Source organism: Azonexus sp., assembly GCF_041909095.1.
In the GTDB taxonomy this organism is placed as follows: Bacteria; Pseudomonadota; Gammaproteobacteria; order Burkholderiales; family Rhodocyclaceae; genus Azonexus.
The window spans coordinates 1-15,378 of sequence record NZ_JAYREB010000004.1; the positions used below are offsets into that span (position 1 = coordinate 1).

Annotated in this window: 13 protein-coding genes; 11 read left to right on the forward strand and 2 right to left on the reverse strand. The window is 64.7% G+C overall.

All coding sequences use genetic code 11. The annotated features are described in order from the left end of the window. Positions 1 to 116 precede the first annotated feature (116 nt). Positions 117 to 971 carry a DUF4297 domain-containing protein gene (locus ACE3OV_RS09560; protein WP_374326805.1) on the reverse strand — a complete coding sequence of 285 codons (855 nt, stop codon included), beginning with the start codon at positions 969 to 971 and terminating at the stop codon, positions 117 to 119. Between the two features lie 106 nt (positions 972 to 1,077). Here ACE3OV_RS09560 and ACE3OV_RS09565 point away from each other — a divergent pair, with 106 nt between their 5' ends. Genes ACE3OV_RS09565 through ACE3OV_RS09615 form a run of 11 tightly spaced genes read left to right on the forward strand, consistent with a single transcriptional unit; the run spans position 1,078 to position 12,233 of the window. Continuing rightward, positions 1,078 to 1,728, forward strand: a complete 651-nt coding sequence (locus ACE3OV_RS09565; RefSeq protein WP_374326807.1) for a hypothetical protein — start codon at positions 1,078 to 1,080, stop codon at positions 1,726 to 1,728. A gap of 14 nt (positions 1,729 to 1,742) precedes the next feature. Further along, positions 1,743 to 2,054 carry an ArsR/SmtB family transcription factor gene (locus ACE3OV_RS09570; protein WP_374326808.1) on the forward strand — a complete coding sequence of 104 codons (312 nt, stop codon included), beginning with the start codon at positions 1,743 to 1,745 and terminating at the stop codon, positions 2,052 to 2,054. Then, positions 2,054 to 4,195 carry a bifunctional acyl-ACP--phospholipid O-acyltransferase/long-chain-fatty-acid--ACP ligase gene (gene aas, locus ACE3OV_RS09575; protein WP_374326809.1) on the forward strand — a complete coding sequence of 714 codons (2,142 nt, stop codon included), beginning with the start codon at positions 2,054 to 2,056 and terminating at the stop codon, positions 4,193 to 4,195. The genes ACE3OV_RS09570 and aas overlap by 1 nt, the downstream gene beginning before the upstream one ends. After that, positions 4,195 to 5,427: an amidohydrolase family protein gene (locus tag ACE3OV_RS09580; RefSeq protein WP_374326810.1), complete on the forward strand. Its 1,233-nt coding sequence runs from the start codon at positions 4,195 to 4,197 to the stop codon at positions 5,425 to 5,427. Before aas ends, ACE3OV_RS09580 begins: the two co-directional genes overlap by 1 nt. Further along, complete coding sequence (locus ACE3OV_RS09585) at positions 5,424 to 7,304, forward strand: MFS transporter (protein WP_374326811.1); 1,881 nt, start codon at positions 5,424 to 5,426, stop codon at positions 7,302 to 7,304. The genes ACE3OV_RS09580 and ACE3OV_RS09585 overlap by 4 nt, the downstream gene beginning before the upstream one ends. A 39-nt stretch (positions 7,305 to 7,343) precedes the next feature. Next, positions 7,344 to 8,102, forward strand: a complete 759-nt coding sequence (locus tag ACE3OV_RS09590; RefSeq protein WP_374326812.1) for a hypothetical protein — start codon at positions 7,344 to 7,346, stop codon at positions 8,100 to 8,102. A gap of 9 nt (positions 8,103 to 8,111) precedes the next feature. Next, on the forward strand, positions 8,112 to 8,984 hold the full coding sequence (gene ubiA, locus ACE3OV_RS09595) for a 4-hydroxybenzoate octaprenyltransferase (RefSeq protein WP_374326813.1): 873 nt from the start codon (positions 8,112 to 8,114) through the stop codon (positions 8,982 to 8,984). Between the two features lie 8 nt (positions 8,985 to 8,992). Continuing rightward, complete coding sequence (locus ACE3OV_RS09600) at positions 8,993 to 9,841, forward strand: flagellar brake protein (protein ID WP_374326815.1); 849 nt, start codon at positions 8,993 to 8,995, stop codon at positions 9,839 to 9,841. Between the two features lie 21 nt (positions 9,842 to 9,862). After that, complete coding sequence (gene ubiD, locus ACE3OV_RS09605; RefSeq protein WP_374326816.1) at positions 9,863 to 11,338, forward strand: 4-hydroxy-3-polyprenylbenzoate decarboxylase; 1,476 nt, start codon at positions 9,863 to 9,865, stop codon at positions 11,336 to 11,338. Continuing rightward, positions 11,335 to 11,832, forward strand: coding sequence for a GNAT family N-acetyltransferase (locus ACE3OV_RS09610; RefSeq protein ID WP_374326817.1), 498 nt, complete (start codon positions 11,335 to 11,337; stop codon positions 11,830 to 11,832). The genes ubiD and ACE3OV_RS09610 overlap by 4 nt, the downstream gene beginning before the upstream one ends. Further along, entirely contained in the window at positions 11,829 to 12,233 is a 405-nt protein-coding gene (locus ACE3OV_RS09615) for a DUF4870 family protein (RefSeq protein ID WP_374326818.1), read from the forward strand. The genes ACE3OV_RS09610 and ACE3OV_RS09615 overlap by 4 nt, the downstream gene beginning before the upstream one ends. Here the strand turns inward: ACE3OV_RS09615 and ACE3OV_RS09620 are convergent. After that, on the reverse strand, positions 12,223 to 15,378 hold the full coding sequence (locus tag ACE3OV_RS09620; protein ID WP_374326819.1) for a PAS domain S-box protein: 3,156 nt from the start codon (positions 15,376 to 15,378) through the stop codon (positions 12,223 to 12,225). The genes ACE3OV_RS09615 and ACE3OV_RS09620 overlap by 11 nt on opposite strands.

Below are 15,378 nucleotides of genomic sequence, written 5' to 3' on the forward strand. Positions count from 1 at the left end.
CGGACCTTCAGCCCGGTTTCCGGGCTGACCACAAAAAGCTGTTTCCAGAGAAACCGAGCCGGGCTTGTTCAACAACCGGTTCAGATCGCGGCTCGCTTCGCGATCACGATCTAACCTTAATCGTTAGATTTCAATTCGAGATCCTTAAGGATGTCGTCTAAGTCTCTCTCGAAGGCCTCGAATCCCTTCTTTTCTGTATTGGACGAGATAACCTGCGCAACCTCGCTGTGGGTCGTCCCTTTGTTCTTTACGAGGTTGTTCCAGTCAGTAAAGTCAAAAGATACCGTTCCCTTACGGTGCAAGTCGTCAATCAGCACTCGATAGATCGTTGAGGCGTTGCACATGGCCCCCGGTGCAATTACGTCGACCAATCTGGAGATTCGACCAATCGCAGCATCTTGAAATCCGGTTGCGGGCAAGTCAGGAGTAACGAACCTCAGTGATTTAGGGAGGGGGTAGGTACTTAGCTCCTTGTCGATTGCTGCTTGGATGTCTTTCAAGCAGTCATCGTGAAGATCTCCGATCGTGATGATCGAAAGCTTCAGGCCTTCTGTTTTGGGCGGCAAATTGAAGCCGCAAGTGGCCACAAGGTCGAGAGAGTTGAGCTTATCAACGAAGGGTTTTGCACGAACCCCTTGGATCATTTTGCCGAGAATTGAGTTTGTTACCTTCTTGGCTGTCGCTTTGGGTACGGAAGTGATCCTTTTAGCGGTCCAACCAGATTCAAGTACATTTTTAACCTGGCTGAATTCGAACCTTGCAACGGTCTCATTGGTGGATGTGGCCAGCACAACATCCTCATGAAGCTCTATGAAGACTACGTAATCATCAGCGGCTTCGTGAGCGCCAAGAATCCGGCACAGTGCCCAGTGGTACTGGTATTCGTATTTCTCGAACGTTTGCGCACCAGACGTTTCACGCTGGGCTGCAGCAAGAGGGTTACTACTTGGCGCTCCACTTGATGTATCCAACCATGCCCCCTGAATCCCTTAACTTTTTGTCAGTTTATGGCCTCAAACTGCCAGTAGAGATCAAACATACCGTGAGAGTAACAGGAAAATCAGTTGTGATATATCCATGGCATTCATGATCTGGCCGTCTTCTATGTTTTTTCGATCAATATTCTCTGCCGCAATTGTCTTTTTCTACCAAGCCAGCCTTGCAGGCCAGAACGGCTACTACCTGTTCTCAATCGATAGCGAGAACACGCGAAACGGACACGGGCTCGTAGGCAGTAAATCCAGACCTGCCTCCGTAGCGGTCAAGGTGTCGCCCTTCGATGCGCAAGTCACGCGACCGATAGGCAATTTCGATTTTTGTCGTAGTACCTCATGGCGCCGAGACGTGTGGGTATGTCCGGAGTTTCGTGTATGGCTGCCATCGGCAGCTCGTTTTCTAGATGGCAGCTTTGGCCGAACAGTTCGCATTCAACATTTGCCTTTAACGGCCGCTGCAATCGATGAGCTGCCGTTGCTCCGCCGCCCAACAGGTGAAGAGTCGTTCTTGAACGCGCTCAGATTGTATTGGCGACAGGTGTTTCTGGAACGTGATCGAAAAAACTCAAATCGCCTGATTTCGAGGTTTTTCGTCAAGCTGAGCAACAAAAAACCCTGCAGATCATTGTGGCACAACGGTTTGCTATCTCGATCTAAGCTGCGAAAGTCTCAACTTGAGCTGCGGACGAGAGCACTCCCCGAAATTTCCCTTGACTCCATCATGTCGATATAACTAAACTTATCGACATGAAAAACGACTACAGCCAAACCATTCCCCCCCAGTGGGCCGTCATGTCCAGGATCTTCGTTGCCCTGGGCGATGAGCATCGGCAGCGCATCCTGTTGCTGTTCGAGCCGGGGGAGCGGCTCAATGTGGGGCAGATTGCCGAGGTGTCGACGCTGGCGCGGTCGACCGTGTCGCATCACCTGAAGGTCTTGCACGAGGCCGGGGTGCTGGCTTCGGAGAAGATCGGCAAGGAGGTGTGGTTCTGGATCGACCGCCAGGCGCTGGAAACCACTTTCACCAACGTGCTCGATTACGTCCGGGAGTCCACCTGATGCGTGCCTTGCTGCGTCCTTTTCTGCGGCTGCTGGTCGGCCTGCTGTTCCGCGTCGATGTGCGCTTCCGGCAGTCCGATTTTTCGCAGCGCAAGCTGTTGATCGTCGCCAACCACGAGTCCTTCCTCGATGGCTTGCTGCTTGGCCTCTACCTGCCGCTCGATCCGGTTTTCGTCGTGCATACCGGGGTGGCCAACAATTTCTGGTTCCGCCTGTTGCTGTCGCAGGTCGATTACCTGGCGGTCGATCCGACCAGCCCGATGGCGATGAAGAAGGTGATCCGGCTGATTGAATCCGGGCGGCCGGTGGTCATCTTCCCGGAAGGGCGGATCACCCGCACCGGTTCGCTGATGAAGGTCTATGACGGCCCCGCCTTCGTCGCTGCGAAGACCGGCGCGACGGTGATCCCGGTGCGCGTCGATGGCGCGTCGCGCTCCTACTTCTCGCGCCTGTCGGGCAGTTACCCGAAGGTGATCTTTCCGAAAATCCGCCTGACCGTGCTGCCGGAAGCGCATTTCCCGATGCCCGAGGCGCCCACCGCCAAGCAGCGGCGGCGCAAGGCCGGCGAGCAGATGCGCAAGCTGATGCAGGAGATGATCTTCGCTTCGCGCCCCACCCAGACCTTGTACGGCGCGCTGTGTGACGCGGCCCGGGTGTATGGACGCGGCCGGCGCCTGCTGGAGGACGTGAAGCAGATCGAGTATTCGTACAACGACCTGTTGAAGATGGCGCTGATTCTCGGCCGGCAGATCGAGCGCGTGTCGCGGCCGGGCGAGAAGGTCGGCCTGCTGCTGCCCAACCTGGTGCCGACCATCGGCCTGATCTTCGGCCTCACCGCCAGAAAGCGCGTGCCGGCGATGCTCAACTACACCGCCGGCACCGACGCCATGCAGGCCGCCTGCACCGCCGCCGAGGTGAAGACGGTGGTAACCTCGCGCGCCTTCGTCGAGCAGGCCAAGCTCGGCGACAAGCTGGCCGGGCTGCGGGGCATCGAACTCCTGTACCTGGAAGACATCCGCGAGCGCATCGGCCTCGCCGACAAGCTGTGGCTGGTGCTGTGGGCGATCCGCTTCCCGCACGCCTTTGAGCTGCACGCCTCGCCGGAAGACGCGGCGGTGGTGCTGTTCACCTCGGGCTCCGAGGGTAAGCCGAAGGGCGTCGTCCTGCCGCACCGGGCGATTCTTGCCAACATCGCGCAGATTCGCGCGGTGATCGACTTCTCGGTCGACGACAAGGTGTTGAACGCGCTCCCCATCTTCCACAGCTTCGGTCTAACCGCCGGCGCGCTGCTGCCGGTGCTGACCGGCGCCAACCTCTTCCTCTACCCGTCGCCGCTGCATTACCGGGTGATCCCGGAGGTTGCCTACGACCGCAACTGCACCGTGCTCTTCGGCACCTCGACCTTCCTCGGCAACTACGCCAAGTTCGCCCATCCCTACGATTTCTACCGGCTGCGCTACGTCGTCGCCGGCGCCGAGAAGCTCTCCGAAGCGGTGCGCAGCCAGTGGTTCGAAAAGTTCGGCGTGCGCATCTTCGAAGGCTACGGCGCCACCGAAACGGCGCCGGTGCTGGCGGTCAACACGCCGATGGCGTACAAAACCGGCACCGTCGGCAACCTGCTGCCGGGCATCGAGCACAAGCTGGTGCCGGTGCCGGGCATAGACAACGGCGGCATCCTGCACGTGCGCGGTCCGAACGTCATGGCCGGCTACCTCAAGGCCGAACAGCCGGGCGTACTGCAGCCGCCGGCCTCGGCGGCCGGCGACGGCTGGTACGAAACCGGCGACGTGGTCGACATCGACGACGAGGGTTTCGTGAAGATCGTCGGCCGGGTCAAACGCTTCGCCAAGATCGCCGGCGAGATGGTCAGCCTGGAAGTGGTCGAGAAACTCGCCATCGCCACCGCGCCGGACAAGCCGCACGCGGTGTCGAGCCAGCCCGACGAAAGCAAGGGCGAGGCGCTGGTGCTGTTCACCACCGACCCGGCCTTGGCCCGCGAGGCGCTGGCCAGCAAGGCGCGCGAACTCGGCCTGCCGGAACTGGCGGTGCCACGCAAGATCGTCCGGGTCGAGGCGCTGCCGCTGCTCGGCACCGGCAAGATCGATTATGTGACCTTGAAACAGATGGCGGAGGCGGCGTGATGCAATTCAATCCACAACGCCGCCGTTGGCTCGGCCTGCTGGCGGCTGGCGGTGCCCTGGCTGCCGCCGGTGCCAGCCTGGCCAAACCGGTGGTGGTCAATCCCTGCCGCGCGGCGATTCCCGTCCGCCTGCTCGACAGTCCCTGGCTGCAGCAGGCCTGGGCCGGCATCGATCCGGCCGGGCTGTGGGACTGTCACGTTCATCTCGCCGGGTTGGGCGACGGCGGCAGCGGCATCGAGGTCGGGCCGCAACTGTCGTCGCCCTTGCATCCGCTGCACTACGCGCAGCGCCTGTTCTACATGAACGCTGGCTGCGCGCACGATGCGCCGGGTGCCGTCGATGCCGCCTACACGGCGCGCCTGCTCAACCTGTGCGAGGCGATGCCGGAAGGCTTCAAGGTCATGCTCTTCGCCTTCGAGCGTTTCCACGACGCGGCCGGCCAGGCGCACCCGGAGCATTCGGCCTTCTACGTGCCGAACGCCTGGGCGGCCAAGCTGGCGCGCGAGTTCCCGGCGCGCTTCGAATGGGTGGCGTCGCTGCATCCCTACCACGCGACGGCGGTCGACGACCTGAAACAGGCGATTGCCGGCGGCGCCCGCGCCGTCAAGTGGCTGCCGGCGGCGCAGGGGATGGACCCGGCCGACGCGAAGTGCGATGCCTTCTATCGCGTGCTGGCCGAATCCGCCACGCCGCTGATCGTTCATTGCGGCGAGGAGCAGGCGGTGCGGGGCAGCGACACGCAGGCCTTCGGCAACCCGCTGCGTCTGCGTCGGGCGCTCGACCTCGGCGTCAAGGTCGTCGTCGCCCACTGCGCGACCATGGGCAGCGACCTCGACGACGACGGCAGCGTGCGCCCCAGCTTCGACCTCTTCCTCAAGGCGATGGCCGAGCCGCGCGCCAAGGACTTGCTGTACGGCGACATCTCGGCGATCGCGCTGCGTAATCGCCAGCCGGCGGTGATCCGCACCCTGCTCGAACGCGTCGATCTGCACCCGCGCCTGCTGCACGGTTCCGACTACCCGCTGCCCGGCATCCTGCCGCTGATTTCGGCGGCGACGCTGGCCCGCGCCGGGCTGCTGCCGAAGGGCGCGGTCGTCGATCTCGACGCGCTGCGCGAGCACAATCCGCTACTCTTCGATTTCGTTCTCAAGCGCCTGCTCAACTGGCAGGGGCATTCCTTTTCGCCGGCGGTGTTCGACACCCGCCGCATCTTTTCGGGCCAGCGCGCATGAGCGGACAATTCGGACTCCTCAAGGAAAAACGTTTCGGGCCGCTGTTCGGCACCCAGTTCCTCGGCGCCTTCAACGACAACCTGTACAAGAACGCGCTGGTCGTCCTGCTGACTTTCCAGGCGGCGCAATGGACGAGCATCGCGCCGGAACTTCTGGGCAACCTGGCGGCCGGCATCTTCATCCTGCCTTTCTTCCTCTTTTCGGCGACCGCCGGCCAGCTCGCCGACAAGTACGACAAGGCGGCGCTGGCGCGCTTTTCCAAGCTGCTGGAAATCCTCATCATGGGCATCGCCGCCGTCGGTTTCGCGCTCCACAGCCTGGCCTGGCTGCTCGCCGCGCTGTTCCTGCTCGGCCTGCAATCGACGCAGTTCGGGCCGGTCAAGTACGCGATCCTGCCGCAGCACCTGCATGCCGACGAACTGGTCGGCGGCAACGCGCTGATCGAGGCCGGCACCTTCGTCTCGATCCTGATCGGCACCCTGGCCGGCGGCCTGCTCGCCGGCAGCGTCGCCCAGCCGATGTGGATCGCGATCGGCGGACTGGCGGTCGCCGTGCTCGGCTATCTCTACAGCCGCGGCATCCCGAAGGCGCCGCCGCCGGCGCCGGAACTGCGGATCAACTGGAACCCGCTGAGCGAAACCTGGCGCAGCATCAACTTCGCCCGCGGCAACCGCAGCGTCTTCCTCTCCATCCTCGGTGCCTCCTGGTTCTGGCTCTACGGCGCGTTGTTCCTCGCCCAGTTCCCGGCCTACACGAAGAACGTGCTGGGCGGCGGCGAGACCATGGTGACGCTGCTGCTCGCCATCTTCACCGTCGGCATCGGCGTCGGCTCGCTGCTCTGCGAGCGGATGTCCGGCAAGCATGTCGAGATCGGCCTGGTGCCTTTCGGCTCGATCGGTTTGACGCTGTTCGGCATCGACCTCTACTTCGCGTCGCCGGTCGGCCTGGTCGGCACGACGGCGCACGAGCTGACGGCCTTGCTCAGTCTGCCGGCGGTCTGGCGCGTGCTGTTCGACTTGCTGATGCTGGGCATGTTCGGCGGCTTCTTCATCGTTCCCCTCTACGCGCTGGTGCAGTCGCGCAGCGAGCCGGCGCACCGTGCCCGGATCATTGCCGCCAACAACATCCTCAATGCGCTGTTCATGGTCGTCGGCGCACTCGGCGCGGCGGCGGCGCTTGGCGCCGGGCTGTCGATCCCGGCGCTGTTCGGCATCGCGGCGCTGCTCAACGCGCTGGTCGCGGTGTATATCTACGGGCTGGTGCCGGAATTCCTGCTCCGCTTCGTCGCCTGGCTGCTGGTCAAGGCGGTGTACCGGCTGCGCTGCGAGGGCGTCGAGCACATTCCGCTGAACGGGCCGGTGCTGCTCGTCGCCAACCACGTCAGCTTCGCCGACGCGGTGATCCTGATGGGGGCGTCGCCGCGGCCGATCCGTTTCGTCATGGACCACCGCATCTTCCGCACGCCGCTGCTCGGCTTCGTCTTCCGCCACTGCGGGGCGATCCCGATCGCCCCGGCCAAGGAAGATCCCGCGTTGATGGAAAAGGCCTTCGCCGAAGTCGCGGCGGCGCTCGCCGACGGCCAGCTGGTCGGCATCTTCCCGGAAGGCAACATCACCGCCGACGGCGAGCTGCAGCCCTTCCGGCCGGGCGTTGCCCGCATCCTCGCCGCCAACCCGGTGCCGGTGGTGCCGATGGCGTTGTCCGGGCTGTGGGGCAGTTTCTTCTCGCGCATCGACGGGGTGGCGATGAAGACGCCGTTCCGCCGCGGCATGTTCTCGGCCATCGGGCTCAAGGTCGGGGCGCCGCTGGATGCCGCGGCGGCGACGCCGGAACGACTGTTCGAAAGCGTGCTGGCGCTCCGGGGCGAGCGCCGCTGAGCGGTTAGAATAGGCGTTTTCCATGTCGTGGATTTGAAGATGAGCCTTTCTTCGTCGATTCCCGCCGATTCCCTGGCGGGCCTAGCCGATACCGATCTGCAGCGCCAGGCGGCGCGTATGGCGCAGGATGTGTTTGCCGGCGTTTTCCGGCAGGCGGTGAGTAGCGACGACGCCGACGACACGGCGCGTCTCGCCGATCTCGGCAGCCGCTGCAGCAACTGGTGCCGGGCTGCCGGCAGCGACGACGGGCGCGCCCTGCGCCTGGCCCTGCTGATCAGCGGCCTCGACCAGTGGGGGCTGGCCTACAGCCAGGCCTTCCAGCTGACGGCGATCCCGGCGCTGACGGCCCTGGTCGGCGCCCTGCGCAGCGCGCTCGACGCCCAGGCCGACGCCCGTTTCCAGCGCTTTTTCGCGCAACTCGACGGCGACGAGGCGGCGGCGATCGATTTCAAGATCGAATTGCGGCGCGCCATCCACCTCGCCCTGTGGCACGCCATGGCGGCCTGCGAGACCGGCGAGCAAGCGGCAAACATCGTCCGCCCGCTGGGCGGCCTGATGCTGGCGCTTGACCAGCGCATGCCGGAACTCGGCTGGCGCCTGCTGGCCGACGCCCTGGCCAGCATCCAGATTCGCCTGCTGCAGGATAATTCGGCATCGACCGTGGCGCAGGAAGCGACGCAAACGCTGTTCGCCGCGTTGCGCCAAGCGCTGCCGGCCGAGCGTTACCAGGCCATCCTGGCGCATTCCGGGCAGGCAGTGATCGCCTGGCAGCGCGCCCAGCGCCCGGTCGTACACTGAGGGGCGGCCATGAACTGGCAGGCCTTGCGCACCCGGCTCGACCTCTACGAAAAACTGATGCGGCTGGACAAGCCGATCGGCACCCTGCTGCTGCTCTGGCCGACTTTCTGGGCGCTGTGGCTGTCCGCCGACGGGCGGCCGGACTGGATCGTCGTCTGGGTCTTCGCCCTCGGCACCTTGTTGATGCGTTCTGCCGGCTGCGTCATCAACGACTATGCCGACCGCGATTTCGACAAGCACGTCGAGCGCACCCGCGAGCGGCCGCTGACCGCCGGCCGGGTCAGCACGCGCGAGGCGCTGGCGCTGTTCGCCGTGCTCTGCCTGGCGAGTTTCGCGCTGGTTGTTGCGCTTGGCAAACCGCTGGTGATCTGGCTGTCGATTCCGGCCGTCTTCCTGGCCGCCAGCTACCCTTTCACCAAGCGCTTCCTTGCCATTCCGCAGGCCTACCTCGGCATCGCCTTCGGTTTCGGCATCCCGATGGGCTACGCGGCGCAGCTCGCGACGGTGCCGGCGGAAGCCTGGTGGATGCTGCTCGCCAACATCTTCTGGGCGGTCGCCTACGATACCGAATACGCGATGGTCGACCGCAACGACGACCTGAAGATCGGCATCAAGACCTCGGCGATCACCTTCGGCCGCTTCGACGTTGCCGCTGTCATGGGCTGCTACGCGGTGACCCTGGCCATCCTCGCCGGTGTCGGCGCGCAGCGCGGTCTGGCCTGGCCCTTCTACTTGGGGCTGGCGCTGGCCGCAGGTATGATGCTCAGGCATTTCTTCTGGATCCGCGGTCGGGAGCGCATGCCCTGCTTCAGGGCCTTTCTCGACAACAACCGGGTGGGGGCCGCGATCTTCGCGGGGCTGGTCGCCAGTTACTGGGTATGAGGTAAGGCATGGCAGTGAATGAGGGGAATTTTGCCCGGGTCGGGCTCGGCGACATCGTGGTCGGCCAGCCTTTGCGCTGGAATCTCTACAACGAGGCCCGCGAGCAGATTCGCCGTCAGGGCGAGATTTTCGATACGCTGGAGGCGATCGACGCGCTGGTTTCCCCCGGCGTCTACCGCCTGCTGTCGAACGCCGAGAAGCAGGCGCGCGATGTCGCCTTCGACACCTCGCGCATCCGCGTCGGCGACGCGATCCAGCTCGAAGTCTCGCCGGAACAGCCGCGCTACGTCGTCTTCCTGATCGGCTACCAGAAGAACAAGGGGATCATCGTCACCCCGCCGGAAAGCGCCGGCGGCCTGATGATGCTGCGCGACGGACAATCCTTCGTCGGCCGCTTCTTCTCCGGACAGCGCGCCTTCGCCTTCTCGACGACGCTGGTCAGACAGACCTCGGTGCCCTTCCCGCACATGCACCTGGCTTACCCGCGTGACCTGCGCGTCCAGGAAGTGCGCAAGAGCCCGCGCATCGACGTGCAGATGATCGCCGCCATCGAGTTCGTCGACCGCGATGCGCCGCAGGCTTCGGGCAAGATCTGCAACCTCAGCGCCACCGGCGCCGCCTTGCGCACCAAGCAGCGGCTGGCACCGATCGGCGAGAAGGTCCGCCTCAAGTTCAAGCTCGCCATCCAGGGGCTGGAAACCTATCTCTCGGTACTGTGCGAAATTCGTTCGCTCGCCGACAACCGCGACGATCCGGCGATGCCGGTGCTGTGGGGCCTGAGTTTCGTCGAAACCGACAGCCACGCTCATTTCGCGCTGTCGGCCTATGTTTACGGCATGCTGCTCGGCGAAGTCTGAATCCCGGGCGACGGAGTTTTCTTGAAATACCATGACTTGCGCGACTTCCTGTCGCAACTGGAAAAGACCGGCGAACTGAAGCGCATTGGCGTGCCGGTCGACACCCATCTGGAAATGACCGAAATCGGCGACCGCGTGCTGCGCGCCGGCGGTCCGGCGCTGCTTTTCGAGCAGGCGACGACCGGCGGCCGAAAACACGAGATGCCAGTGCTCACTAACCTGTTCGGCACGCCGAAGCGCGTTGCCCTCGGGATGGGCGAGGAATCGGTGCAGGCGCTGCGCGAGGTCGGCAAGCTGCTCGCCTACCTGAAGGAGCCGGAACCGCCCAAGGGTCTGAAGGACGCCTGGGACAAGCTGCCGGTGCTGAAGCAGGTGCTCAACATGGCGCCGAAGAAGATCAGCAACGCGCCCTGCCAGGAAGTCGTCTGGGAGGGCAAGGATGTCGATTTGTCGCGCCTGCCGATCCAGCATTGCTGGCCGGGCGACGTCGCGCCGTTGATCACCTGGGGTCTGGTGGTGACCAAAGGCCCGCACAAGAACCGGCAGAATCTCGGCATCTATCGCCAGCAGGTGCTCGGGCCAAACAAGGTGATCATGCGCTGGCTGGCGCATCGCGGCGGCGCGCTCGACTTCCGCGATCACCAGCAGGCCAACCCGGGCCAGCCTTTCCCGCTGGCGGTGGTGCTCGGCTGCGACCCGGCGACCATCCTCGGCGCGGTGACGCCGGTGCCGGACAGCCTTTCCGAATACCAGTTCGCCGGCCTGCTGCGTGGCGGCAAGACTGAACTGACGCAGTGCCTCGGCTCCGGTTTGCAAGTGCCCGCTTCCGCCGAAATCGTGCTGGAAGGCCACATCCATCCCGGCGAGAAAGCGCTCGAAGGGCCCTACGGTGACCACACCGGCTATTACAACGAGCAGGCCGAGTTCCCGGTGTTCACCATCGACCGCATCACCATGCGGAAAAAGCCGATCTACCACAGCACCTACACCGGCAAGCCGCCCGACGAACCGGCGGTGTTGGGCGTGGCGCTCAACGAGGTGTTCGTCCCGCTGCTGCAGAAGCAGTACCCGGAGATCGTCGATTTCTACCTGCCGCCGGAAGGCTGCTCGTACCGGATGGCCATTGTCTCGATCAAGAAGGCCTACCCCGGCCACGCCAAGCGCATCATGTTCGGCATCTGGAGCTTCCTGCGCCAGTTCATGTACACCAAGACCATCGTCGTCGTCGATGAGGACATCGACATCCGCGACTGGAAGGAAGTGATCTGGGCGATGACCACGCGCTTCGACGCGGTGCGCGACACGACACTGGTCGACAACACGCCGATCGATTATCTCGATTTCGCCAGCCCGGTCGCCGGCCTCGGCTCGAAGATGGGGATCGACGCGACCAACAAGTGGACGGGCGAAACCAACCGCGAGTGGGGGCGGCCGATCGTCATGGACAAGGATGTGAAGCAGCGCGTAGACAACCTCTGGGGGAGCCTCGGCTTATGAACCTGCGCGTCGTCGATCTCGACCTCAACGATGCGGCGCACGCCGCGGCCTTGCTCGACCTGCTTGACCACTACGCTCAGGACCCGATGGGCGGCGGCAATGGCCTCAAGCCAGAAGTGAAGGCGGCGCTGGTCGATGGCCTCAAGGGCGTGCCTTTCTTCCACGGCGGGCTGGCGCTGGCCGCCGACGAAGCGGTCGGGCTGATCAACTGCTTCGCCGGTTTTTCGACCTTCGCCGCCCGGCCGTTGCTCAACATCCACGACATCGTCGTGCGTCGCGAGCACCGCCGCCAGGGCATCGGCCAGGCGCTGCTGGCCTGGGCCGAAGCCAGGGCGCGCGCGCTCGGCTGCTGCAAGCTGACGCTGGAAGTGCTGTCGAACAATCACAAGGCGATGGCCTCCTACCAGCTCGCCGGTTTCGCGCCTTACGTGCTCGACCCGGCCGCCGGCCAGGCGCTGTTCCTGCAGAAGATGCTGGCCGAGGAGAAGCCATGAACCCACCGATCGAATCCGGCCCCGGCGGCGTCCGTCCGTCGCTGGTCAATGTCACCCATCTGATCTACGGCCTGCACGCCATCGCCGTATTGATCGGGGTCACCTCGTCGGCGACCATCGTCGGCGGTTTCGTCTTCGGGCTGCCGTCCTTGCTCGGCGTCTTCCTCAACTACTGGATGCGCAGCGAAGTCCGCGGTACCTGGCTGGAAAGCCATTTCCGCTGGCAGATCCGGACCTTCTGGTTCACCGTGCTGTGGCTTGGCGTATACGGTCTGTTCCTGATCACCATCATCGGCATCCCGATTGCCTTCGTGTTGATCCTCGGCCTCGGCTTCTGGGTCGCCTACCGCGTCGTCCGTGGCTGGCTGGCGCTCAACGCCGGCGAGACGATCAACGCCTGATTTCCCGGCTGCGCAGCCAGCGCAGCAGGGTCTGGAAAAGAACTTCCGGATCGACCGGCTTGGCGATGAAGTCGTTCATCCCCGCTGCCAGGCAGCGCGCCTTGTCTTCGGCGAAGGCGTTGGCCGTCATCGCCAGGATCGGGATGTCCTGCCAGCCGGGCAGGGCGCGGATCTGGCGGGTGGCGCCGAGGCCGTCGAGCTTGGGCATCTGCATGTCCATCAGGACTAGGTCGTAGGTCTGGCTGCTGGCTTTGGCGACGGCGCGCTCGCCGTCTTCGGCGACGTCGACCTGGAGCCTGGCATCGGCGAGCAAGGCCAGGGCGACCTCGCGGTTGATCGGCTCGTCTTCGGCGAGCAGCAGCCGGCAGTGGCCGAAATCGCGGGCGAGTACCAGCTCGGCCGCTTCCTGCTTGCCATCGGCCGGGGGCGCTGACGGCACGCTCGCCGCCGTCAGCCCGCTGGCACGTTGCAGGCGGGCGGTGAACCAGAAGCGGCTGCCATGCCCCGGCTCGCTGTCGACGCCGGTGTCGCCGCCCATCGCCCGGGCCAGCTTGCGGCTGATGACCAGGCCCAGACCGGTGCCGCCGAAACGCCGGCTGATCGAGTTGTCGGCCTGCTCGAAGGCGTTGAACAGGCGTTCCTGGGCGGCCTTGTCGATGCCGATCCCGGTGTCTTCGACTTCAAAGCGCAGGAGGACGCTGCTCTCGTCGTCACTGTCGACGCGCGTGTGCAGTGTGACGCTGCCGCGTTCGGTGAACTTGACCGCGTTGCCGGCAAAGTTGAGCAGCGCCTGTTGCAGGCGGGCGGCGTCGCCGCGCAGGCGGATGGCGCCAGCCTGGTTGTCGGTGAGCAGGGCAATGCCCTTGGCTTCTGCCTTGTCGACCAGCATCGATGCGACATTGGCGAGGATGGCGCCGGGTTGCACCTCGGCGTCGTCGAGTTCGAACTTGCCGGCTTCGATCTTCGACAGGTCGAGGATGGCATTGATGATGTTCAGCAGGTGCTGGCCGGCCATGTCGATCTTGTCCAGGCGTTGCCGCTGCTCGTCCGGCAGGCCGCTGCGCCGCATCAGGTGGGCCATGCCGGTGATGGCGTGGAGCGGGGTGCGGATTTCGTGGCTCATGTTGGCGAGGAAGCTGCTCTTCGCGACGTTGGCCGCTTCGGCGGCTTCCTTGGCGTCGTGCAGGGCCTTTTCCGCTTCCTTCTGCTGGCTGATGTCGGTGATGAAGGCGATCAGGCTGGCAGGCCGCTCGGCACAGGCTTCGCGGTAGTTGAGACTGATGCTGACCGGGATTTCCCGGCCGTCCCGGGTCAGTTGCCGGCTTTCGAGGCGGGTGGCGCCCTGTTCGCGGGCCAGACGGACCACGTCGGCAAAGGCCGCCGGGTCGTAATTGCGGTCGATCTCACTGACCGTCAGGCGGAGCATTTCCTCGGGGGTGTAGCCGAGCAGGCTGGCGGCATGATGGTTGACGTAGGTGATTTGCCCGCTTTCTGGGTCGGCCCAGTGGATGCCGATGCCGACCCGGTCCATCGCGAACTGGGTTTCGGCCAGCTGGCGGTTGGCCGCTTCGAGCTGGGCGGTGCGCTGGCCGACCATCTCTTCCAGGCGGTCGCGGTGTTCGGCCAGTTCGTCCATTGCCTGGCGCAGCGGGGTGATGTCGTGGGCGATGCCGAGCACGCCGATCAGGTGGCCGTCGGCCAGGCGCATCGGCGCCTTGGTGGTGAGGAAGATGCCGTGGTAGCCGTCGCTGGCGAAGGTCAGCCATTCCTCGTTGCTGGTCGGCACGCCGGCGGCGATTGCCGCAGTGTCCTTGGCGCGGAAGAAGTCGGCGAGCTGCCGGTCGACGAAGTCATAGTCGCTCTTGCCGACGATGGCTGCCTTGCCGGCGCCGAAGAAAGCCTCGAAGCGCGGGTTGCAGTCGAGATAGACACCGTTGGCATCCTTCAGCCAGATCAGGTCGGGAATCGTCGAAACCAGCGTTTGCAGGTGGGTCTGCTCGCGGGTCAGCGCCATCATCGTTTCGTTGAGCACGGCGCCCAGTTGTCCAAGCTCGTTGTCCGGCATGCTGCCGGCGAGCGGCTGGAAGTTGCCGGCGCGAGCTGAGTCGACTGCCGCCATCAGGCGTTGCAGCGGTCGCGTCACCTGGTCGCGCATGAACAGCAGGCCGGCAATGAAGACGGCAAGCGAGACCAGGGCGAGGCTGGCCATGCCGGAGCCGATCAGGGCGGCGGTCGGCGTGCTGGCATGGTCGCCGAGACGGACCAGACGCAATTCCTGGCGGTTGCCGTCGGCAAGATCGAGGGCGATGCTGGCGAAGGCGGTGTCGCCGGCGCGGCCCAGTTGCGAGGCCGGCAGCCAGGCGGTGGCTGCGGTTAGTGGCTGCTTGCCGCTAAGACCGAGCAGGGCGTCCGGCATCTGCGCTGATTTCAGCGGCCGCATGCCTTCGAGGGCGTAGGCGAGGCCAGTTTCGCCTGCCAGGCGCTCGAAGAAGTCGCGGTCGAGGCAGCGGCCGAGCGACAGGTGGCCGATCGTCATCTGGCGGATGCTGAGGACCACCGGGTAGTCGATGGCAATGGCGATGCCGGGGCGGTCGCGGCAGGTGGTCAGATAGGCCTTGCCGCTGCTGTCGGGCGGACGGCCGAAGGCGATGTTGTCGCTGGCGGCAAAATCGCTGCCGTCGGGCGGGGTGGCCAGCAGTTGCCGCTTGCCGCTGCTGCCGTGTGACCAGTAGAACTGGCGGTGCCCGGCATAGCCGGCGATGCTGCCGTGGCCGGCGTTGGCTACCAGCCAGTCGAGTCCGCTGGCGCGACCGCTGTTGGCGAGGTGGCCGGCGAGTTCGCGGGCCGGGAAATCGAAGATGTCGGGGTCGCCGCCTTCGCGGGCGAAATAGCCGTGAAACAGGTTGAGGGTCGCCTGCAACTCCGCCGACTCGGCCAGGCGGCGGGCAATCCCGGACAATTCACCGGCGCGGTATTCGATCTCGCTGTCCAGGTGCTGCCAGGCGGCAACCAGCCGGCCTTCGTCCTCGCTCTGCAACTGCTGGCTGCGCAGCAGCGAGAACAGACCACCGGCGACCAGCAACACGGCAATGGTCGCGGCAAACCACAGCAGGAGGAGGCGCTGTGCCAGGGAGAGTTTGCGCAC